Source organism: Enterobacter sp. WP_7_1 (assembly GCF_003688535.1).
In the GTDB taxonomy this organism is placed as follows: domain Bacteria; phylum Pseudomonadota; class Gammaproteobacteria; order Enterobacterales; family Enterobacteriaceae; genus Enterobacter; species Enterobacter asburiae.
The window spans coordinates 29,520-48,737 of sequence record NZ_REFK01000006.1 but is presented as its reverse complement, the minus strand read 5'-3'; the positions used below and the strand labels follow the sequence as shown (position 1 = coordinate 48,737).

General features: G+C 56.5%; 18 protein-coding genes and 1 pseudogene. 12 read left to right on the top strand and 7 right to left on the bottom strand.

Features of this window, described 5'->3' with window-relative positions; genetic code table 11:
* Window positions 1-30 precede the first annotated feature (30 nt).
* Entirely contained in the window at window positions 31-768 is a 738-nt protein-coding gene (locus BJ885_RS20175) for an IclR family transcriptional regulator (RefSeq protein WP_023309548.1), read from the bottom strand.
* Window positions 769-937: 169 nt separating this feature from the next.
* Here BJ885_RS20175 and BJ885_RS20170 point away from each other — a divergent pair, with 169 nt between their 5' ends.
* Window positions 938-1,630: an RraA family protein gene (locus BJ885_RS20170; protein ID WP_121932652.1), complete on the top strand. Its 693-nt coding sequence runs from the start codon at window positions 938-940 to the stop codon at window positions 1,628-1,630.
* Window positions 1,630-2,568: an NAD(P)-dependent oxidoreductase gene (locus tag BJ885_RS20165; RefSeq protein ID WP_121932651.1), complete on the top strand. Its 939-nt coding sequence runs from the start codon at window positions 1,630-1,632 to the stop codon at window positions 2,566-2,568. The genes BJ885_RS20170 and BJ885_RS20165 overlap by 1 nt, the downstream gene beginning before the upstream one ends.
* Before the next feature lie 32 nt (window positions 2,569-2,600).
* Here BJ885_RS20165 and BJ885_RS20160 read toward each other — a convergent pair whose 3' ends face one another.
* Window positions 2,601-3,797, bottom strand: coding sequence for an NAD(P)/FAD-dependent oxidoreductase (locus BJ885_RS20160; RefSeq protein ID WP_121932702.1), 1,197 nt, complete (start codon window positions 3,795-3,797; stop codon window positions 2,601-2,603).
* Between the two features lie 228 nt (window positions 3,798-4,025).
* Here BJ885_RS20160 and pitA point away from each other — a divergent pair, with 228 nt between their 5' ends.
* The 3 genes from pitA to BJ885_RS20145 all read left to right on the top strand — a co-directional run bounded on the left by pitA (window position 4,026) and on the right by BJ885_RS20145 (window position 6,476).
* Window positions 4,026-5,525: an inorganic phosphate transporter PitA gene (pitA, locus tag BJ885_RS20155; RefSeq protein WP_008503116.1), complete on the top strand. Its 1,500-nt coding sequence runs from the start codon at window positions 4,026-4,028 to the stop codon at window positions 5,523-5,525.
* 176 nt (window positions 5,526-5,701) lie between these two features.
* A complete protein-coding gene (locus BJ885_RS20150) occupies window positions 5,702-6,091 on the top strand; it encodes a polymorphic toxin type 44 domain-containing protein (protein ID WP_029740249.1) in 390 nt (129 codons plus the stop codon).
* Window positions 6,069-6,476 (top strand): hypothetical protein, encoded by a 408-nt coding sequence (locus BJ885_RS20145; protein WP_121932650.1) that lies wholly within the window; start codon window positions 6,069-6,071, stop codon window positions 6,474-6,476. Before BJ885_RS20150 ends, BJ885_RS20145 begins: the two co-directional genes overlap by 23 nt.
* Before the next feature lie 43 nt (window positions 6,477-6,519).
* Here the strand turns inward: BJ885_RS20145 and uspB are convergent, their stop codons facing one another.
* Window positions 6,520-6,855, bottom strand: a complete 336-nt coding sequence (gene uspB, locus BJ885_RS20140; protein ID WP_003861224.1) for a universal stress protein UspB — start codon at window positions 6,853-6,855, stop codon at window positions 6,520-6,522.
* Between the two features lie 283 nt (window positions 6,856-7,138).
* On the opposite strand from uspB, the gene uspA reads away from it, so the two are divergent.
* Window positions 7,139-7,576 carry a universal stress protein UspA gene (gene uspA / locus BJ885_RS20135; RefSeq protein WP_003861223.1) on the top strand — a complete coding sequence of 146 codons (438 nt, stop codon included), beginning with the start codon at window positions 7,139-7,141 and terminating at the stop codon, window positions 7,574-7,576.
* 133 nt (window positions 7,577-7,709) lie between these two features.
* On the opposite strand, the gene rsmJ is transcribed toward uspA, so the two are convergent.
* A complete protein-coding gene (gene rsmJ / locus BJ885_RS20130; RefSeq protein WP_183128641.1) occupies window positions 7,710-8,462 on the bottom strand; it encodes a 16S rRNA (guanine(1516)-N(2))-methyltransferase RsmJ in 753 nt (250 codons plus the stop codon).
* A gap of 7 nt (window positions 8,463-8,469) precedes the next feature.
* Window positions 8,470-10,512, bottom strand: coding sequence for an oligopeptidase A (gene prlC, locus BJ885_RS20125; RefSeq protein WP_121932648.1), 2,043 nt, complete (start codon window positions 10,510-10,512; stop codon window positions 8,470-8,472).
* 214 nt (window positions 10,513-10,726) lie between these two features.
* Here prlC and BJ885_RS20120 point away from each other — a divergent pair, with 214 nt between their 5' ends.
* From BJ885_RS20120 to BJ885_RS20110, 3 genes are all read left to right on the top strand, one after another.
* Window positions 10,727-11,569, top strand: a complete 843-nt coding sequence (locus BJ885_RS20120; protein ID WP_047646791.1) for a 23S rRNA (adenine(2030)-N(6))-methyltransferase RlmJ — start codon at window positions 10,727-10,729, stop codon at window positions 11,567-11,569.
* A 71-nt stretch (window positions 11,570-11,640) separates the two neighbouring features.
* Window positions 11,641-12,993, top strand: coding sequence for a glutathione-disulfide reductase (gorA, locus tag BJ885_RS20115; protein WP_033146863.1), 1,353 nt, complete (start codon window positions 11,641-11,643; stop codon window positions 12,991-12,993).
* Window positions 12,994-13,174: 181 nt separating this feature from the next.
* The gene (locus BJ885_RS20110; protein ID WP_029740255.1) at window positions 13,175-14,824 is read left to right on the top strand and encodes an alpha,alpha-trehalase; all 1,650 of its coding nucleotides are present in this window, start codon (window positions 13,175-13,177) and stop codon (window positions 14,822-14,824) included.
* Window positions 14,825-14,883: 59 nt separating this feature from the next.
* Here BJ885_RS20110 and BJ885_RS20105 read toward each other — a convergent pair whose 3' ends face one another.
* On the bottom strand, window positions 14,884-16,473 hold the full coding sequence (locus tag BJ885_RS20105; RefSeq protein WP_032662140.1) for an STY4199 family HEPN domain-containing protein: 1,590 nt from the start codon (window positions 16,471-16,473) through the stop codon (window positions 14,884-14,886).
* A 148-nt stretch (window positions 16,474-16,621) separates the two neighbouring features.
* On the opposite strand from BJ885_RS20105, the gene BJ885_RS20100 reads away from it, so the two are divergent.
* The gene (locus BJ885_RS20100) at window positions 16,622-17,161 is read left to right on the top strand and encodes a GNAT family N-acetyltransferase (RefSeq protein WP_029742154.1); all 540 of its coding nucleotides are present in this window, start codon (window positions 16,622-16,624) and stop codon (window positions 17,159-17,161) included.
* Between the two features lie 71 nt (window positions 17,162-17,232).
* Window positions 17,233-17,331 (top strand): annotated as a pseudogene (locus BJ885_RS23600) (lysozyme); the annotation flags it as partial.
* Between the two features lie 97 nt (window positions 17,332-17,428).
* Here BJ885_RS23600 and BJ885_RS20090 read toward each other — a convergent pair.
* The gene (locus BJ885_RS20090) at window positions 17,429-18,187 is read right to left on the bottom strand and encodes an SDR family NAD(P)-dependent oxidoreductase (RefSeq protein ID WP_121932647.1); all 759 of its coding nucleotides are present in this window, start codon (window positions 18,185-18,187) and stop codon (window positions 17,429-17,431) included.
* 119 nt (window positions 18,188-18,306) lie between these two features.
* On the opposite strand from BJ885_RS20090, the gene BJ885_RS20085 reads away from it, so the two are divergent.
* Complete coding sequence (locus BJ885_RS20085) at window positions 18,307-19,206, top strand: LysR family transcriptional regulator (RefSeq protein ID WP_121932646.1); 900 nt, start codon at window positions 18,307-18,309, stop codon at window positions 19,204-19,206.
* Window positions 19,207-19,218 lie beyond the last annotated feature (12 nt).

Genomic DNA, 19,218 nt, shown 5'->3' with positions numbered 1-19,218 from the left:
AGAAGCGGGACATTTGTCCCGCTTCTGCGTTTAAAGATTTTCTTCCGCCGCGTCGCTCGTTTCACCAAAGAATTGCTGACAGAAGGGCTTACTGGCGCCCATTTTCTGCGACAGACGGCTTGCGGCCGCCTTCATCAACTGACCTATCTCCTTCTCACGGCGATCTTCCGTCAGCCGCGAGATGGGGCCGGTCAGGGCTAACGCCGCAACCAGCTTGTCGTGAACGCCGAAGACAGGCATCGCAAACGCAGCGGTGTGAGGATCGCGTGCGCCTGACGTGTAGAATGGGAGTTCAGCGTCTTCCTCCGGCAGGCTTTCATTGAGCCCCCAATGGCGTAATACCTTACTGATGGCCGAATTATCGAGCGGGAACTGGCTGCCGGGAAGATTGCTGTGTCGCAGGCCATGCGACGCTTCAGCGCGAAACAGGCAAAGCCGCTGCCCTCCCTCCAGCACATACCAGCTGGCACTCTCCTGAGACGCCAGGGATAAGGCCTGAAGCTCTGGCTGAACCACCCGGGAAAGATGGAAAGATTGTTCATACAGCTTGCCGAGGTAAAGCAGACGTGGGCCCAGCGCATAATTGCCGTCTTCATGCCTGACGACGTAATTCATACGTTCAAGAGAATTCATCAAGCGGTAAACCGTGGTTTTGTGATAACCCGACAGCTGTGCCAGCGCGGTCAGCGTCAGGCTCTCATCTCCAGGACGGAAGCAATCCAGTAAAGCCAGCGCTTTTTCAACCGCTACAACGCCTTCATTCCCCATCATTATCTCCTTGTTAGCCCGGCAGTGAGTGTACCTCAAATTTTGTGAGTCACTTCGTGTTTACATCACAAACGCCACCTCGGGTCTGGCTAAAAGGAAAGCAACACCGCTATAGTTGTTTTGTTCTGTACACCTGCATTGTACTCAGTAAAACAATATGGAGGCATTTATGTCCGTTACTGAAAAAAAACCGATTAATCGCCATTTCGAGCGCGTTTTAGCCGAGGACGTTCGTCGGGCTGCCGAGTATCAGGCAGCTATTCTGGCCGACGTGGCCGGTCGCCGCGGTACGCTTCATGGCCGCATCAAACCGCTGGCCCCACACATGTCCGTAGCGGGTCCGGCCATCACCGTTGAAGTCCGTCCGGGTGATAATCTGGCGATTCATGCCGCGATGGCGGTGGCGCAGCCCGGCGATGTCCTGATCGTCGATGGCAAAGGCGACCTGAGCTGCGCGCTGCTTGGGGAAATCATGGCCACTCAGGCTCAGGCGAGCGGCATTGCGGGCATTATTATTGATGGCGCTGTACGTGACGCCGATACCCTGAGCAAAGGTCACTACCCCGTCTTTTCTGCCGGTCTGAACCCCTGCGGCCCGACAAAGTTAATTTCTGGCCGGGTTAATCATCCCATTTCAGTCGCCGGGGCGACGGTTCAGGCCGGGGATCTGGTTGTCGCGGATATCGACGGCGTGGTCGTTATCCCGCGAGATGAGGTTCAGGAGGTTATCGCTCTGGCAAAAGAAAAGCTGGAGATGGAGACCCGGCGTCTTTCCGCCATCCGTGAAGGCGATTTACGTCCACGCTGGCTTGATGACGCGCTTCGTAAGGCAGGTATGTTGAACGACGGGGAGACGCTGTAATGGGCGGCAAAGACGTAGTTCTGGTTACCGGAAGCGACCTGGCGGAGCAGGCCATGGTCATGTTACAGGGCTTTGAGGTGGTGTTTGCGGGCCGCCAGCCCACAGAAGATGACCTGATCGCGCTGTGTAAACGACACAATCCTGTGGCGATCCTGGTACGTTACGGCAGGATCACCGCGAAAGTCATGGATGCCGCCCCGGCTCTGCAGGTTATTTCCAAGCACGGAAGCGGGATCGATGTGATAGACCAGACGGCAGCGGCCGAGCGCAACATCGCCGTCCGGGCTGCGCCAGGCGCAAACGCGGCAGCAGTGGCTGAACATACCTGGGCGCTGATCCTCGCCTGCGCAAAGTCAGTAGTGCCTCTGGACAAGCGGCTGCGAGACGGGCACTGGGATAAGGCGACGCATAAATCCATTGAACTGGAGGGCTTAACCCTAGGGCTAATTGGGTTGGGTGCTATCGGCTCGCGCGTGGCGACTATTGGCCACGCTTTCGGCATGAAGGTGCTGGCTTACGATCCCTATGCTAAGACCATGCCTGCCCTGTGCGAACGCGCAGAAACGCTGAACGGACTTCTTTCCCGTTCCGATGTCATCTCTTTGCACTGTCCGCTGACAGATGAGAATCGGGGGATGATCAATAGCCAGACGCTCGCACACTGCAAGCGGAACGCGATTCTGGTCAATACGGCACGCGGCGGACTGATCCACAATGAGTCGTTACTGGCGGCGCTCAGGGATGGCACGCTGCACAGCGCCGCGCTGGACAGCTTTACCCGCGAGCCGCTGACCGCGCCGCACCTGTGGCAGTCCGTAGAAAACGTGGTTATTTCACCGCATATTGGCGGCGTTACCGCAGCGTCATATATCAAGATGGGGACCGTGGCCGCGAGCAATATTCTTGCTGTGACGGACGTAACCACCGTCAGCCCATAAAGCCAACCGCGACGAGTGGCTGCGCTCTTATGTCACTTGTCTTCTGCCAGCGCCTGAGCACACGCCCAGGCACTTGCCCATGCCCACTGGAAGTTGTACCCGCCGAGCCAGCCGGTCACATCCATCACTTCGCCAATAAAATAGAGCCCCGGCACGTTGCGCGCTTCCATGGTGCGGGACGAGAGCTCATTCGTGTCAACGCCACCCAGCGTCACTTCCGCCGTGCGGTAGCCTTCGGTGCCGTTTGGCTGCACGCGCCAGTTTGTCAGGGTTTCCACCAGCATCTCCTGCTCGCGGCTGTTAAGCTGCTTGAGCGACACGTCCGGGATCTGCCCCAGCGCCTGCAAACATTCCACCAGACGTTTTGGCAGCTGCATTGCCAGGGTATTTTTCAGGCTTTGATTTGGGTGCGCGGTACGCTGCTCGTTAAGGAACGCGTCGAGATCGCATTCGGGGAGCAGGTTCACCGTGACAAACTCCCCCGGCTGCCAGTAGCTGGAGATTTGCAGTACCGCCGGGCCGGAAAGACCGCGATGGGTAAAGAGCAGATTTTCGCGGAACACCGTGCCGTCTTCGGCGGTAATGGCCGAGGGAACGGACACGCCAGACAGCGTCTGAAGCTGTTCAAGAAGCGGTTTATGCAGCGTGAACGGCACCAGCCCGGCGCGAGTGGGCAAGACTTTCAGGCCAAACTGTTCGGCAATCTTATAGCCGAACGGGGAGGCGCCCAGCCCCGGCATCGACAGGCCGCCGCTGGCGATAACCAGGCTATCTGCGCTGACGGTTTCACCGTTCAGCTGCAGCGTATAGCCCTGGTCGTCGCGGGCGACTTCCAGCACTTCCGTGCGCAGGCGCATGACGACGCCGCCCTTCTCGCACTCGGTCACCAGCATATCGACAATCTGCTGCGCGGAGTCGTCGCAGAACAGCTGTCCCAGCGTCTTTTCATGCCACGCGATGCCGTGCTTACCCACCAGGTCGATAAAATCCCATTGGGTGTAGCGCGCCAGCGCAGATTTACAAAAATGACGGTTTTGGCTCAAATAGGCCGCGGGTTCAACATACAGATTAGTAAAGTTGCAGCGCCCGCCGCCGGACATCAGGATCTTACGGCCGGGCTTTTTACCGTTATCCAGCAGCAGCACGCGACGACCCGCCTGTCCGGCCATTGCCGCACAAAACATACCCGCCGCACCGGCGCCAATTACCACGGCATCAAACCTTTCCACGTCAAAACCCTCTTTGTTAACTGCCGCGGATTGTAAAGTTTCCTCTGTGGTCACACCAGCGTAAAAAGATATTACAAAGCCATTCCATTGAAATTTAAAGAATATCCTTTCTGGTGCTTTTCGCAAATCAGGTGGTATGTCAAAAAAAGTCTATATTTCACTTTGCCCGCCGCGCATTTGTCCTGGATAATGCGCCGCGTTCATGTCCTCAAAATGGCGTAACGTCCTATGCTACATTTGTTTGCCGGCCTGGATTTACATACCGGGCTTTTATTATTGCTTGCTCTGGTTTTTGTACTGTTTTACGAAGCGATCAACGGCTTCCACGACACTGCAAACGCAGTAGCGACGGTTATCTACACTCGCGCAATGCGATCGCAGCTTGCGGTTGTTATGGCGGCGGTATTTAACTTTTTTGGTGTTCTCCTGGGCGGGCTGAGCGTTGCGTATGCCATCGTGCATATGCTGCCAACGGATCTGCTGCTTAACGTTAGTTCTGGCCATGGCCTCGCTATGGTGTTCTCAATGCTGCTTGCTGCAATTATCTGGAACCTCGGTACCTGGTATTTTGGCCTGCCTGCATCCAGTTCTCACACCCTCATCGGCGCGATTATCGGTATCGGGTTAACGAATGCCCTCATGACCGGTACCTCGGTTGTTGATGCATTAAATATCCCGAAAGTACTGGGGATCTTTGCCTCACTCATCGTCTCCCCTATCGTGGGTCTGGTGGTGGCTGGCGGGCTGATCTTCATCCTGCGTCGTTACTGGAGCAATACCAAAAAACGCTCCCGTATTCACCTGACGCCGGCAGAGCGTGAAAAGAAAGACGGCAAGAAAAAGCCGCCATTCTGGACGCGTATTGCCCTGATCATTTCCGCTATCGGCGTGGCTTTCTCACACGGCGCGAACGATGGTCAGAAAGGAATTGGTCTGGTGATGCTGGTACTGATTGGCGTTGCACCGGCAGGATTCGTGGTCAACATGAATGCCTCCGGCTACGAAATCACCCGTACCCGCGATGCGGTCAACAACGTCGAAACCTACTTCCAGCAGCATCCTGAACTGCTGAAGAAGGCGACCGGCGTTGACCAGTTAATCCCTTCTCCGGAAGCCGGTGCCACGACTGCACCAGGCGAGTTCCACTGCCATCCGGCAAACGCGATTAACGCGCTGGAACGTGCGAAAGGCATGCTGGGCAATATCGAAAGCTATGACAAACTGACCGTCGAGCAGCGTGGTCAGCTGCGTCGCATTATGCTGTGCATCTCTGATGTGACGGATAAAGTGGCGAAGCTGCCTGACGTGAATGCTGACGACCAGCGTCTCCTGAAGAAACTGAAAGGCGATATGCTCAACACCATCGAGTACGCGCCAATCTGGATCATCATGGCCGTCGCGCTGGCGCTCGGTATCGGTACGATGATTGGCTGGCGTCGTGTGGCGACCACCATCGGCGAGAAGATCGGTAAGAAAGGCATGACCTATGCGCAGGGTATGTCCGCGCAGATGACTGCGGCAGTGTCTATCGGTCTGGCGAGCTACACCGGTATGCCGGTATCCACCACCCACGTACTCTCTTCGTCCGTGGCAGGTACCATGATTGTTGACGGTGGCGGTCTGCAGCGCAAAACCGTGACCAACATTCTGATGGCCTGGGTGTTCACCCTTCCGGCATCCATCCTGCTGTCTGGCGGTTTGTACTGGATTTCGCTGAAGCTGATCTAATCGGTTTAGTGCGACAAAAAAGCGGGTCAGGAAACTGACCCGCTTTTTTTATGGCAGCTTTTTTTTCATGAAGTGTTTGATAACATGAGGATTTCCTGAACATTTTTTGTTCAATTTTAAAACACAGAAAAAACTATCATGGCGGCCAGAAGAAAAATCCAGACAAAGGAGAATGTATGGCTTCTGTCCCTATCTCAGGACCGGGTTCAATCGTTATAGCGAACAATATGCGTGAGGCACGCCTTAACGGAATGTCACGCAATATGGCTACGCCCTCAACGTATTATTGGTTCTACCAAAAAGTCCGAAATGGCGGTCCCTGGGATTATAAAAAATTCGACCCTTATTTTGCTGCATTTGGTAACTTCAACTTCGGAGCCGCCGGTACTGCGGCAGGTATCCCTGCAAACATCCTCCTTATGGGGGCAGGCTGGGCTCAAGGCCGGGCAGGTACCTCAAAACCGGAATGGGGAAAATGGTACGAAAAGCCGCCTTACGGAGACGACCCAACGGACCAACGCAACATCAGAGAAGGAATAGAGTATGCCATTCAAAACGGCTATTAGATGGACTCATCGCCTTGTTACCGTTTCGCTTCTGACTCTTGTCATTGGATTTCTCTGGTTAAACCATCAGCCCAATCAGCGAAATAGCGATGAGCTACAGCGCGTTTATAAATTATCCGATAGCGTCTGGCTCTATATGACCGTGAACAATCAGGGTGGCACAACCGTACCACCAATCTACCGTTACTATCTCTCGGGGGCGCTTGCAGGGAAAGACACTGATATTATCCATCAGCTTGCGATGAAGTATCCGGTAATCGAAGGTACAGGCACGATAACCTCGGCCAGTATTGATACAAGCGGGGAAGTGAACATTGCCTATAGCGGAAAGGTTATTTCGATTGAGAACAATATCTCCAGTCTCCGGTTCTCAGTTAAGCCCTGAGCCAGATGAAAGAAGGCGGGGCTTTCCCCGCCTGCTGTGATGCTCAGTGCCAAATCATCAATGCAATCATACTGACCACGACCAGCCCGCACAGGGCGCTGGTCAAAATGAACTGACGACGCAGGCGCTCGCAGCGACGAATAAACTCTTCATCGTGATGATCGCGGTAGCGCTGGTAGTAGATGTATCCCACCAGACGCATCTGCTTGCTGGGCTGTCCATGCGAGGTGAAGAACCCTCCACCGTCCACATACTGATAAAGCAACGGATCGCAACCACGAAGTACCACTAACAGCGCACGTAACGATGAGAAGTAGCGCGCCATATTCACTATGCAAACCACGCATAACGCCCAAAACAATGCGACGGTGCTAATCATACATCCTCCCCGGCGTCCGCCCACGAAGCAAGGCTCCTGAGCTACCGCACCCCAATGCCCTGACAGACAGTTCAGTGAAAGAATGACCAGAAGTCGATCCGGTTCGCGTTTTAATATCCGAACGGCTCATTTAATAGTGTAGGAGATCCGTTAATTTTTTTGCCACAAGGTTAATCGTTATCAACACCAAAGCTTGAAAAATATGTTTAACTGGGCCGTAATGAAAGTATCAGACGACGGCATTCTCACTTAGTCATCGATAACTTAAGGAAGGAGTAACACTATGGCTTACAAACACATTCTCATCGCGGTTGACCTCTCCCCTGAGAGCAAAGTGCTGGTTGATAAAGCGGTATCCATGGCACGTCCCTACAACGCGAAAGTTTCGCTGATTCACGTTGACGTGAATTACTCCGACCTCTACACCGGTCTGATCGACGTGAATCTTGGCGATATGCAGAAACGCATTTCCGAAGAGACTCACCATGCCCTGAGCGAACTCTCCACCAACGCGGGCTATCCAATTACCGAAACCCTGAGCGGCAGCGGCGACCTGGGCCAGGTGCTGGTTGATGCGATCAAGAAATACGATATGGACCTGGTGGTTTGCGGTCACCATCAGGACTTCTGGAGCAAGCTGATGTCTTCAGCGCGCCAGCTGATTAACACCGTTCACGTGGATATGCTGATTGTTCCACTGCGTGACGAAGAAGACGAGTAAGTGCAAAAAAGCCCGGTGGCGCTAACGCTTACCGGACCTACAAGGTAAAAGCAAAACGGCAACATGGTTGCCGTTTTTAATGTTTTTTCCCTCTCCCTGTGGGAGAGGGTTAGGGTGAGGGCATCAGCCCGCACTATTCCGGCGTACCCGGATAAATATCAAACCGGTGCCCTTTAGTGGTCACCGCATTGGTCGTCGCAACGTCCGCCAGCGGCGGTGCATAGTCCGGGCGCTTTACCACCACCCGCTTCGTGGCAAGCTGACGAGCCGGCTCCAGCAGGCCATCGGCATCCAAATCCGGCCCCACCAGCGACTGAAACACCCGCATCTCTTTCTTCACCAGCGCGCTTTTCTGCTTATGCGGGAACATAGGGTCGAGATAGACCACCTGCGGGCGCGGGGTGATATCCGTCAATACCGTCAGGCTGGAGGCGTGGATCAGCTGCAAACGCTCCTGCAGCCAGGTGCCGATTTCCGGGTCCGCGTAGCCTCGCGCCAGCCCGTCGTCGAGCAGCGCAGCGACCACCGGATTACGCTCCAGCATCCGCACGCGACAGCCGACAGACGCCAGCACAAACGCATCGCGCCCCAGTCCCGCCGTGGCATCGACCACGTCCGGGAGGTAGCTCCCTTTGATGCCGACCGCTTTGGCCACCGCTTCGCCGCGACCGCCGCCGAACTTGCGCCGGTGCGCCATCGCGCCGCCGACAAAGTCGACGAAAATCCCGCCGAGCTTCGGTTCGTCGCGCTTGCGTAATTCGAGATGTTCCGGCGTCATCACCAGCGCCATCAGGTTTTCTTCATCGTGCTCCAGCCCCCAGCGGGCCGCCAGAACAGATAAGGCGCCGTCTCCGGCGCCTGTTTCATCTACTAAGCAGATTTTCACGTAACAATCAGCCTTTGATCCCGTAATGCTCAAGCATCGCATCCAGCTGCGGCTCGCGTCCGCGGAAGCGTTTGAACAGCACCATTGGCTCTTCAGACCCGCCGCGGGTCAGGATGTTATCGAGGAACGACTGGCCGGTTTCGCGGTTGAAGATCCCCTCTTCTTCGAAGCGAGAGAAGGCATCTGCCGCCAGCACGTCGGCCCACAGGTAGCTGTAGTAGCCCGCCGCGTAGCCGCCGGCGAAGATGTGGCTGAAGGCATGCGGGAAGCGGCCCCAGGTTGGCCCTGGAATAACGGCAACCTGCTTTTTAATCTCGGCCAGGGTCTCAAGGATTTTCGCGCCCTGCTCCGGGCTAAACTCGGCGTGCAGGCGGAAATCGAACAGGCCGAACTCCAGCTGGCGCAGGATGAACATCGCCGCCTGGTAGTTTTTCGCCGCCAGCATTTTATCCAGCAGCTCTTTCGGCAGCGGCTCGCCGGTCTCATAGTGACCGGAAATAAACGCCAGCGCGTCCGGCTCCCAGCACCAGTTTTCCATAAACTGGCTTGGCAGCTCGACAGCATCCCACGGCACGCCGCTGATACCGGCCACGCCTGCGGTTTCGATGCGGGTCAGCATATGGTGCAGACCATGACCAAACTCGTGGAACAGGGTAATCACTTCGTCATGGGTGAACAGCGCCGGTTTGCCGTTCACCGGACGGTTAAAGTTACAGGTCAGGTAGGCGACCGGTTTTTGCAGAGAACCGTCGGCTTTACGCATCTGGCCCACGCAGTCGTCCATCCACGCCCCGCCGCGTTTGTTCTCACGCGCGTAGAGATCGAGGTAGAAGCTGCCGCGCAGCTCGTTTTTCTCGTCATACAGTTCGAAGAAGCGCACGTCCGGATGCCAGACGTCGATATCGGTACGCTCTTTGGCGGTGATGCCATAGATGCGTTTTACCACTTCGAACAGGCCGTTAACGGCTTTGTTTTCCGGGAAGTACGGGCGCAGCTGCTCGTCGCTGATGCTGTAGAGGTGCTGCTTCTGTTTTTCGCTGTAGTACGCGATATCCCACGGCTGCAGCTCGTCCACGCCGAACTCCGCTTTCGCGAAGGCGCGCAGCTGGGCCAGCTCTTTCTCACCCTGAGGACGGGCGCGTTTCGCCAGATCGGTCAGGAAGTCGAGCACCTGCTGCGGGTTCTCCGCCATTTTGGTGGCGAGGGATTTATCGGCGTAGTTTTCGAAGCCCAGCAGCTGCGCCAGCTCGTGACGCAGGGCGAGGATCTCCGCCATTACCGGGCTGTTGTCCCACTTACCGGCATTCGGCCCCTGATCGGAGGCGCGGGTGCTGTACGCACGGTACATCTCTTCGCGCAGGGCCTGGTTGTCGCAGTAGGTCATCACCGGCAGATAGCTCGGGATATCCAGCGTTAACAGGAAACCGTCCTGCTCTTTCGCTTCGGCCTGGGCTTTTGCCGCCGCCAGCGCGCTTTCCGGCATACCGGCCAGTTCCGCTTCGTCGGTAATCAGCTTCGTCCAGCCCATGGTGGCGTCGAGCACGTTGTTGCTGTACTGGTTGCCCAGCTCGGACAGACGCGCGGCTATTTCGCCGTAGCGGGTCTGCTTCTCTTTTGGCAGGCCAATCCCGGACAGCTCAAAGTCACGCAGGGCGTTATCGACCGATTTTTTCTGCGCCGTGTTCAGTTCGGCATAGTGGTCGCCGTCGCGCAGGTCGCGGTAGGCTTTGTACAGCCCTTCGTGCTGGCCAACCCAGGTGCTGTACTCAGAGAGCAGCGGCAGCGTCTGTTCGTAGGCTTCGCGCAGTTCCGGGCTGTTTTTTACCGAGTTCAGGTGGCTCACCGGGGAGAAGATACGCCCCAGCACGTCGTCCACTTCGGCCAGCGGCTGACGCAGATTTTCCCAGGTGTACGGCGCGCCCTGCGCTACCACGCTTTCTACCGCCGCGCGGCAGTTGCCCAGCGATTGCGTAACGGCTGGAACCACATGCTCAGGGAGGATTTTAGAAAACGGCGGCAACGAAAAAGGCGTCAGTAATGGATTGGTCATAAACGCTGTCCTGTTGAAATAGGTGAATGAAGCGCGCATCCGGCGCTGTGCATATGAGATCTAGAATGGGGTTAAGTGTAGAGGATTTCAATGCCGGACGTTGCGCTTTCGCGGCGGTGGAAACTTTTCTGTATACTGTGGCGATACGCTCTATTTTTGCCCGATGGCACTACGCTAATCGGGCCTACGTTTACTACCTGGAACACATTCATCCATGCTCAGTTATCGCCACAGCTTCCACGCAGGCAACCACGCCGACGTCCTTAAACACACCGTTCAGAGCCTGATCATCGAATCGCTCAAAGAGAAAGAGAAGCCGTTTCTCTATCTGGACACGCACGCGGGCGCGGGCCGTTATCAGCTGAGCGGCGAGCATGCCGAGCGTACCGGTGAATATCTGGAAGGGATTGCCCGCATCTGGCAGCAGGACGACCTGCCTGCTGAGCTGGAGCCTTACATCGGTGTGGTGAATCACTTCAACCGCAACGGCCAGCTGCGCTACTACCCTGGCTCGCCGCTGATTGCACGTCAGCTGCTGCGCGAGCAGGACAGCCTCCAGCTGACCGAGCTGCATCCGAGCGACTTCCCGCTGCTGCGTTCTGAATTCCAGAAAGACAGCCGCGCCCGCGTGGAAAAATCCGACGGTTACCAGCAGCTGAAGGCCAAACTGCCGCCGGTTTCCCGTCGCGGCCTGGTGCTGATCGACCCGCCGTACGAAATCAAAACCGACTATCAGGCGGTGGTGACCGGTATCCACGAAGGCTACAAACGCTTTGCTACCGGCACCTATGCCCTGTGGTACCCGGTGGTCCTGCGCGCGCAAATCAAACGCATGATCAAAGACCTGGAAGCGACCGGCATCCGCAAGATCCTGCAGATCGAGCTGGCAGTACGCCCTGACAGCGATCAGCGCGGCATGACCGCCTCCGGGATGATTGTGATCAACCCGCCGTGGAAGCTCGAAGCGCAGATGAACAACGTGCTGCCGTGGCTGCATAAAAAGCTGGTGCCAGCGGGTACGGGCCACGCCACCGTCAGTTGGATCGTGCCGGAGTAATCGCAGCCATCGGTGGAAACTATTGATTTCAGGTATACAATCGCGGCAATTCACGATTAAGGACAAAAGCAATGACTAAGCATTATGACTACATCGCAATCGGCGGCGGCAGCGGCGGCATCGCCTCCATCAACCGTGCGGCCATGTACGGCCAGAAGTGCGCGCTGATTGAAGCCAAAGCGCTGGGCGGCACCTGCGTGAACGTGGGTTGTGTACCGAAGAAAGTGATGTGGCATGCGGCGCAAATCCGTGAAGCTATCCATATGTACGGCCCGGACTACGGCTTTGACACCACCATCAACCGCTTCGACTGGGACAAACTGATCGCCAGCCGTACCGCCTACATCGACCGCATTCACACCTCGTACGACAACGTGCTGGGTAAAAATAACGTTGACGTCATCCACGGTTTCGCCCGCTTTGTGGACGCGAAAACGATCGAAGTGAACGGCGAGACGATCACCGCCGATCACATCCTGATCGCCACCGGCGGCCGTCCGAGCCACCCGAACATCCCGGGCGTGGAATACGGCATTGATTCCGACGGTTTCTTCGAGCTGCCTGCCCTGCCTAAGCGCGTTGCCGTTGTTGGCGCGGGTTACATTGCGGTGGAACTGGCCGGCGTGATTAACGGCCTGGGCGCGGAAGCGCACCTGTTCGTACGTAAACACGCGCCGCTGCGCAGCTTTGACCCGCTGATTGTCGATACGCTGGTTGAAGTAATGAACACCGAAGGCCCGACCCTGCACACCAACGCCGTGCCAAAAGCGGTGGTGAAAAACGCGGACGGCAGCCTGACGCTTGAGCTGGAAGATGGCCGCAGCCAGACCGTCGATTGCCTGATCTGGGCGATTGGCCGTGAGCCGGCGAACGATAACTTCAACCTGGGCGTGACCGGCGTGAAAACCGATGAAAAAGGCTATATCGTCGTCGATAAATTCCAGAACACCAGCGTTCCGGGCATTTATGCGGTCGGCGACAACACCGGCGCGGTTGAGCTGACGCCGGTCGCCGTTGCGGCGGGCCGTCGTCTCTCCGAGCGCCTGTTCAACAACAAGCCGGACGAGCATCTGGACTACAGCAACATCCCAACCGTGGTCTTCAGCCACCCGCCAATCGGCACCGTCGGCTTAACCGAGCCGCAGGCGCGCGAGCAGTACGGCGACGACCAGGTGAAAGTGTATAAATCGGCATTTACCGCGATGTACACCGCCGTCACCTCACACCGTCAGCCGTGCCGCATGAAGCTGGTCTGCGTAGGTCCGGAAGAGAAGATTGTCGGTATCCACGGCATCGGTTTCGGCATGGACGAGATCCTGCAGGGCTTCGCGGTGGCGCTGAAGATGGGCGCAACGAAGAAAGACTTCGACAACACGGTGGCCATCCACCCTACGGCCGCGGAAGAGTTTGTGACCATGCGTTAATCCTGATGCCCCTCTCCGGAGGGGCATTTTTTTAACATTCATAAATCGTTGCAAAACGAATGCTCCGAAAATAGTGATCTACCGCACATATCCCTCCCCATCTACCGAAGCGAATGACTACGCTTATAGGACGCCCGGATAAACCTGTCTTTTGAACACACAACCGGAGGTCCCTATCACCATGTTCAACCAGAAACTACAGGCTACCGAGAACATCGAGTTCGAGATTGCAGAAGAGCTGCGCTACGAGACCGATCCCTGCGAGTTGAAACTGGATGAAATGATTGAGGCGGAGCCGGAACCCGAAATGATCGAGGGGCTACCCGCCTCCGATGCGTTGACGCCCGCAGACCGCTATCTTGAACTGTTCGAGCATGTGCAGTCGACGCGGCTGTTTGCGGACAGTAAAACCTTCCCCGACTGCGCGCCGAAGATGGATCCGCTGGATATCCTGATCCGCTACCGCAAGGTCAGACGCCATCGGGATTTCGACCTGCGCCAGTTTGTGGAGAACCACTTCTGGATGCCGGAAACGTACGGCACAGAATATGTCTCCGACCCGGGACTCTCCCTGAAAGAGCACATTGATAACCTGTGGCCGGTGCTGACGCGCGAGCCGCAGGATCATATTCCCTGGTCTTCCCTGCTGGCCCTGCCGCAGGCCTATATCGTACCCGGCGGGCGATTCAGCGAGACCTACTACTGGGATTCCTATTTCTCCATGCTGGGGCTGGCGGAGAGTGGCCGTAACGATCTGCTGAAGTGTATGGCGGACAACTTCGCCTGGCTGATTGAACGCTACGGGCATATCCCCAACGGCAATCGCACCTATTATCTCAGCCGCTCGCAGCCGCCGGTCTTTGCCCTGATGGTGGAGCTGTTCGAGGAGGACGGCGTGCGCGGTGCGAAACGCTATCTGGATCACCTCAAAATGGAGTACGCCTTCTGGATGGACGGCGCGGAATCGCTGCTGCTTAACCAGGCTTACCGCAGCGCCGTGCGCATGCCGGACGGTTCACTGCTCAACCGCTACTGGGACGACCGTGATACCCCGCGCGACGAATCGTGGATTGAGGACGTGGAAACTGCCCGCCACTCGGGTCGTCCGCCCAATGAGGTTTACCGCGATCTGCGCGCGGGGGCGGCGTCCGGCTGGGATTATTCGTCCCGCTGGCTGCGCGATCCGTCGCGGCTCGCCAGCATCCGCACGACGCAGTTTATCCCCATCGATCTGAACGCCTTCCTGTTCAAGCTGGAAAGCGCTATCGCCAACATCTCGGCGTCGAAAGGGGATAAAGAGACGGCAGAGGCGTTCCGCCAGAAAGCCAACGATCGCCGCGCGGCGGTGAACCGCTATCTGTGGGATGAGGAGAGCGGCTGCTACCGCGATTACGACTGGCGACGCGAAGAGCTGGCGCTGTTTTCTGCCGCCAGCATTGTGCCGTTATATGTTGGAATGGCGACGCACGAGCAGGCAGAACGTTTGTCTGATGCGGTCAAATCGCGGCTGCTGACCCCGGGCGGAATTCTGGCGACCGAGTACGAAACCAGCGAGCAGTGGGATAAACCCAACGGCTGGGCGCCGCTGCAGTGGATGGCGATTCAGGGGTTCAAGCAGTACGGCAACGACTCGCTGGGCGATGAGATAGCCTGGAGCTGGCTGCATACGGTGAACCATTTTTATAAGACGCATCACAAGCTAATTGAGAAGTATCACATCGCCAGCAGCACGCCGCGCGAAGGTGGCGGGGGTGAGTATCCGCTGCAGGACGGTTTTGGCTGGACGAACGGCGTGGTGCGGCGGCTGATCGGGCTGTATGGGGAGCCTTAAGCGGGGTGCGGTCTGGTGCCCTCACCCCGGCCCTCTCCCACAGGGAGAGGGAGAAGAGATCAGCGAATCACCTCATAAATGGCAGTCTGAATGGACTGCCATTTTTTCGTGGTGGCATCCGGCTGCGACTGCGCGCGGCGTGTGGCCATGTCGAGATCGTGCTGCTGGCGTTTCACCACGGCAGGCACGGTGCAGAACGCTTTGAGATACTCTTTACGTACCGAGGTCAGAGACTCGCCGTTCGACATGGCGTGGCTGAGCGTGTTGATGAAGCGACGACACGGCTTCTCTTCCACCATGTTCTGCCGGTAGCGTAACATCAGCTCCAGCACATCGTCATAGCCTGCCGACATCGCCTCTTCGGTCCAGGAGAGCTTCCAGTCCATACCGCCCTGCAAAAATAGCAGGGTCACGCGGGTATCGTTGCGGTTGATGGCCGAGCGGAAATTATTCTCGTCCCAGGTGACCCCCATGCGCGTGAGCGTTTCGCGCGAGGAAGGCGTCTCGCGCATTTCCTGCGGAGGAGCCGCTTCAGCCGCGCTGGCGGTTGCAGGCTGCGGTTTGCTGCTGGTCACCAGCCAGAAGCCCCCCGCCACGATGGCAATCACCATGACGCCAACCGCCCCCCATAGCGCACCGGAAATGAGCTGCTCGCGTTGTTCAGGGGTACGCGGCGCGCGCTGGGTCGGCTTTTCAATGGTGTCACGGACTTCAAACAGATCCCCACCGGTGACCCGATCCATTTTCTGCGCCTTTTCCCAGAAGGTATGCAATTCGCTGGCATCTACCGCCATGAATCCGGCCGGATTGACGCGCGTTCTCCCCTCTTCAAACGCGCGCTGAACGGGCCGCGCGATCTGCGCATAGTAGTTATCCAGCAGCTGGATTTGCGCCGAGCTTAGCGTTTTCTGAACGGTGATGCTGTTGCGGATTTGCCGAATATCATCGAGGAAGGTTTGCAGCGTTTTGCGCGGTTCAACCAGCAGCGTCAGCATGGACGGGTCGCTGAACAGCGAAGCGTAATAGCGGCTGAACTCTTTTTTATCCACCAGCATCTGCGCCAGTTCACTGAACATCATGCCGCTGAGGACATCATTGATCTCGCCAAGCTTCAGCCAGCGCCGCACGCGGTCAGCGTTAAACAGGGTCTTAAGATGGTTGTTCAGCCGCACCTGATCGGGCCAGGCCTGCTGGATGAGCCCTTTAATCATCAGCTCAATCGCGCGTACCTGCTTGTGCGCCTGCTGCTGCTGGAGTTCGCTTCCCGGTGCCAGGTCAGTGCTGTAGGTCAACAGCGGCTGCTGCAGGCGAAGATGTTCCAGCGCGGTCACAAACCGCATCGCCGCAATAAGCTGGTTTTCACTCACATCCTGTCCGCTTTCATACTGCGGAACGCGCTGCTGCAGCAGGCGCAGCTGGAGCGTAAATTCCGACATCTCGGCATCATTGAGGTTGAGTTTTTTCGCAACGGCTCCCCAGCCGCCCAGAGCTAATCGCGCGCTGTCGAGTTGTTCCAGGAACCAGCGTGGATCTTTTCCCTCAGAAGCATGTACATTCAGAAGGAGTAAAATTTCCACCGACGCATGGCGAATGACCGCCAGACAGTGTTCAAACTGTTCGCGAATATGGTGTGATGTGCTGAGAGTCATTGTTTTCCTTAAGCGACAACGAAGACATCCGGAATGGGCACGAGACGCCCTTTTTTCTTTTTATTTATACGCGGTTAACCATACCTGACTTTCTGTTGAAATAAAGTGACAACCCTAAAATGATTTAAAATGTTTCAGGAGAATCTGAATGCCGGTTTTAATTACCTCTCGCCTGACCTGTTCGCCCCTGCAGGAACAAGACTGGCCCTTTTTTCTGGCGCTACAGCAGCACCCGGACGTGATGCGCTTTGTGGCGGAAGATCGTCCCGTCGCGGCGATCCGCGAGGCGTTTGATTCGCGCCTGACCCCATGGGCACCGGGCAGCGCGCACTGGCTTTGTCTCGTCGTACGTGACACCGCCTCACATGCCCCGTTGGGCGTTACCGGGTATATTCATCGGGAGGAGGACTGCGCAGAAGTGGGCTTCCTTTTCGCACCCGAGGCGCAGGGGAAAGGTTACGGCTTTGAATCCCTGAAAGCACTTTGCGATTACGCTTTTCATCAGGGCGGTATACGGCGACTCACCGCCACCGTCACCGCGGGAAATGTCGCGTCAAGACGCCTGCTGGAAAAAGCCCGCTTTCGCCTGGAAGGTGAATTACGCGAGAGCTATTACCTTGCGGGGCGCTGGCAAAATGACTGGCTATTTGGTTTATTACAGCAGGAATACCTGAATAATAATTCCTGACCAACCGCTTTTTAGCAGATATTTCCCGGACGTCGTTTCCTCTTCAGTGTCGCTATTAAGAGGAAACGAATATCAAACATCATTCGCTGGAAATATTTTCAGCGGCCATTGCGTTAATAAAAAAACATCCGGGTCTTTCTCTGGAGAAATATCGTGATGAAAATGGGTTATCGGCTATGGCTGCCTGCGCTCTTTATCACTGTCAGTATGCAGACACATCCATATTAAGGGTTTCCTTAAGAGGTTCCTTCCCCTTAAGCCCGCGCATCACAGGAACATACCGCCTGACACTTCAATACGTTGCGCATTCATCCAGCCCAGCTTATCGCTGAGCAGTGCCGCAATGGCATCGCCAATATCGTCCGGCAGCCCCACCCGTCCCAGCGCCGTCTGCGACGCCAGCATCTGATTCAGCTCCGCGTTGTCGCGCACGCGTCCGCCGCCAAAGTCGGTTTCTATCGCGCCCGGCGCAATGATATTGACGGAAATCCCGCGCGCGCCCAGCTCTTTCGCCTGATAACGCGTCAACACTTCCATCGCCCCCTTCATGGCCGCATAGGTCCCTGAGCCCGGCTGGGTAAAACGGGCCAGCCCGCTGGAGACGTTGAGGATACGTCCCCCGCCGTTAAGCAGCGGCAGCAGGCGCTGGGTCAGGAAGAAAGGTCCTTTGAAATGAATGTTCAACGCTTCATCAAACTGGGCTTCCGTCGTGTCGGCATAGGGCGCATATAAACCCGTTCCGGCATTGTTCAATAAATAGTCAAAGGTTTCGCGCTGCCAGACGGTCTTAAGGGTTTCCTGAAGCTGTCGGGCAAAATGATCAAAACCCGTGATATCTCCGACGTTGAGCTGTAATGCCGCTGCGTTGACGCCTTTTTGCTGAATTTCATGCACAACGTCCAGCGCTTCCTGCTGGCTACGGTTGTATGTCAGGACAATTCCCGTGCCGTCTGCCGCCAGCTTTAACGCAGCGTTTTTACCCAGACCACGGCTACCACCGGTCACTAATGCAATACGTTCACTCATCATAAACCTCGTTTTGGCTGTTAAGGAGATTGAGAAAGAGCTTATTAGGTGATAGAAAATCAATAAAGATGGGTTAAAACGCTTCACTGTTTCACCAGAAACAACAATGAGCTTCCTCTATGGATAAAATTCACGCAATGCAGTTGTTCGTCCGCGTCGCGGAACTGGAGAGTTTTTCCCGCGCGGCCGAAACATTAACCCTGCCGAAAGGCAGCGTCTCGCGGCAAATTCAGGCCCTGGAAAACCGGCTTGGCACCCAGCTATTGCACCGCACCACGCGCCGCGTCAGCCTGACGCAGGACGGCATGGTCTATTACGAACGGGCAAAAGATCTGCTGGCAAACCTTGATGAACTCGACGGTATGTTTCAGCACGATCCCTCCAGCATCAGCGGTCGGCTGCGCGTGGATATGCCCGTCGGCGTTGCTCGAAATTTAGTCATCCCCAAACTACCTGCTTTTCTGCAGCACTATCCGGGCATTGAACTGGAGCTCAGCAGCAGCGATCGCCTGGTGGATGTGATCCGTGAAGGGTTTGATTGCGTCGTCCGCGTCGGCACGCTGAAGGATTCAGGGCTGATTGCCCGTCCGCTGGGCAAGCTGTCGGTGATTAACTGCGCCAGCCCGGATTATCTGGCGCGATTTGGCTATCCGGAAACGCTCGACGATTTAGGCTCGCACGCCGTGATCCACTACGCCGCGATGCTGGGAACCCGCCCGCAGGGCTTTGAGTTTTATAACGGCAGTGCGACGCAGTGGATAAAAACGGGCGGGGTGTTAACCGTCAACAGCACGGAAACTTACCAGGCTGCCTGCCTCGCCGGGCTGGGCATTATTCAGGTTCCGCGGGTTGGGGTGCGCGATTTACTGCGCGCAAAGAAACTGATTGAGATCCTCCCGCAATACCGGGCCGAATCGATGCCTGTGTCCCTGATTTACCCTCACCGCCGCAACCTCTCCCGCCGGGTCCATCTGTTCATGGAGTGGCTAACTGCACTCACAAAAGCTTACGTGGACTAGCCGCAAGCTATA

Coding starts and splice junctions, on each gene's coding strand:
- BJ885_RS20175 (WP_023309548.1), bottom strand. CDS start 768: ATGGGGAATGAAGGCGTTGTAGCGGTTGAAAAAGCGCTGGCTTTACTG.
- BJ885_RS20170 (WP_121932652.1), top strand. CDS start 938: ATGTCCGTTACTGAAAAAAAACCGATTAATCGCCATTTCGAGCGCGTT.
- BJ885_RS20165 (WP_121932651.1), top strand. CDS start 1,630: ATGGGCGGCAAAGACGTAGTTCTGGTTACCGGAAGCGACCTGGCGGAG.
- pitA (WP_008503116.1), top strand. CDS start 4,026: ATGCTACATTTGTTTGCCGGCCTGGATTTACATACCGGGCTTTTATTA.
- BJ885_RS20150 (WP_029740249.1), top strand. CDS start 5,702: ATGGCTTCTGTCCCTATCTCAGGACCGGGTTCAATCGTTATAGCGAAC.
- BJ885_RS20145 (WP_121932650.1), top strand. CDS start 6,069: ATGCCATTCAAAACGGCTATTAGATGGACTCATCGCCTTGTTACCGTT.
- uspB (WP_003861224.1), bottom strand. CDS start 6,855: ATGATTAGCACCGTCGCATTGTTTTGGGCGTTATGCGTGGTTTGCATA.
- uspA (WP_003861223.1), top strand. CDS start 7,139: ATGGCTTACAAACACATTCTCATCGCGGTTGACCTCTCCCCTGAGAGC.
- prlC (WP_121932648.1), bottom strand. CDS start 10,512: ATGACCAATCCATTACTGACGCCTTTTTCGTTGCCGCCGTTTTCTAAA.
- BJ885_RS20120 (WP_047646791.1), top strand. CDS start 10,727: ATGCTCAGTTATCGCCACAGCTTCCACGCAGGCAACCACGCCGACGTC.
- gorA (WP_033146863.1), top strand. CDS start 11,641: ATGACTAAGCATTATGACTACATCGCAATCGGCGGCGGCAGCGGCGGC.
- BJ885_RS20110 (WP_029740255.1), top strand. CDS start 13,175: ATGTTCAACCAGAAACTACAGGCTACCGAGAACATCGAGTTCGAGATT.
- BJ885_RS20105 (WP_032662140.1), bottom strand. CDS start 16,473: ATGACTCTCAGCACATCACACCATATTCGCGAACAGTTTGAACACTGT.
- BJ885_RS20100 (WP_029742154.1), top strand. CDS start 16,622: ATGCCGGTTTTAATTACCTCTCGCCTGACCTGTTCGCCCCTGCAGGAA.
- BJ885_RS20090 (WP_121932647.1), bottom strand. CDS start 18,187: ATGAGTGAACGTATTGCATTAGTGACCGGTGGTAGCCGTGGTCTGGGT.
- BJ885_RS20085 (WP_121932646.1), top strand. CDS start 18,307: ATGGATAAAATTCACGCAATGCAGTTGTTCGTCCGCGTCGCGGAACTG.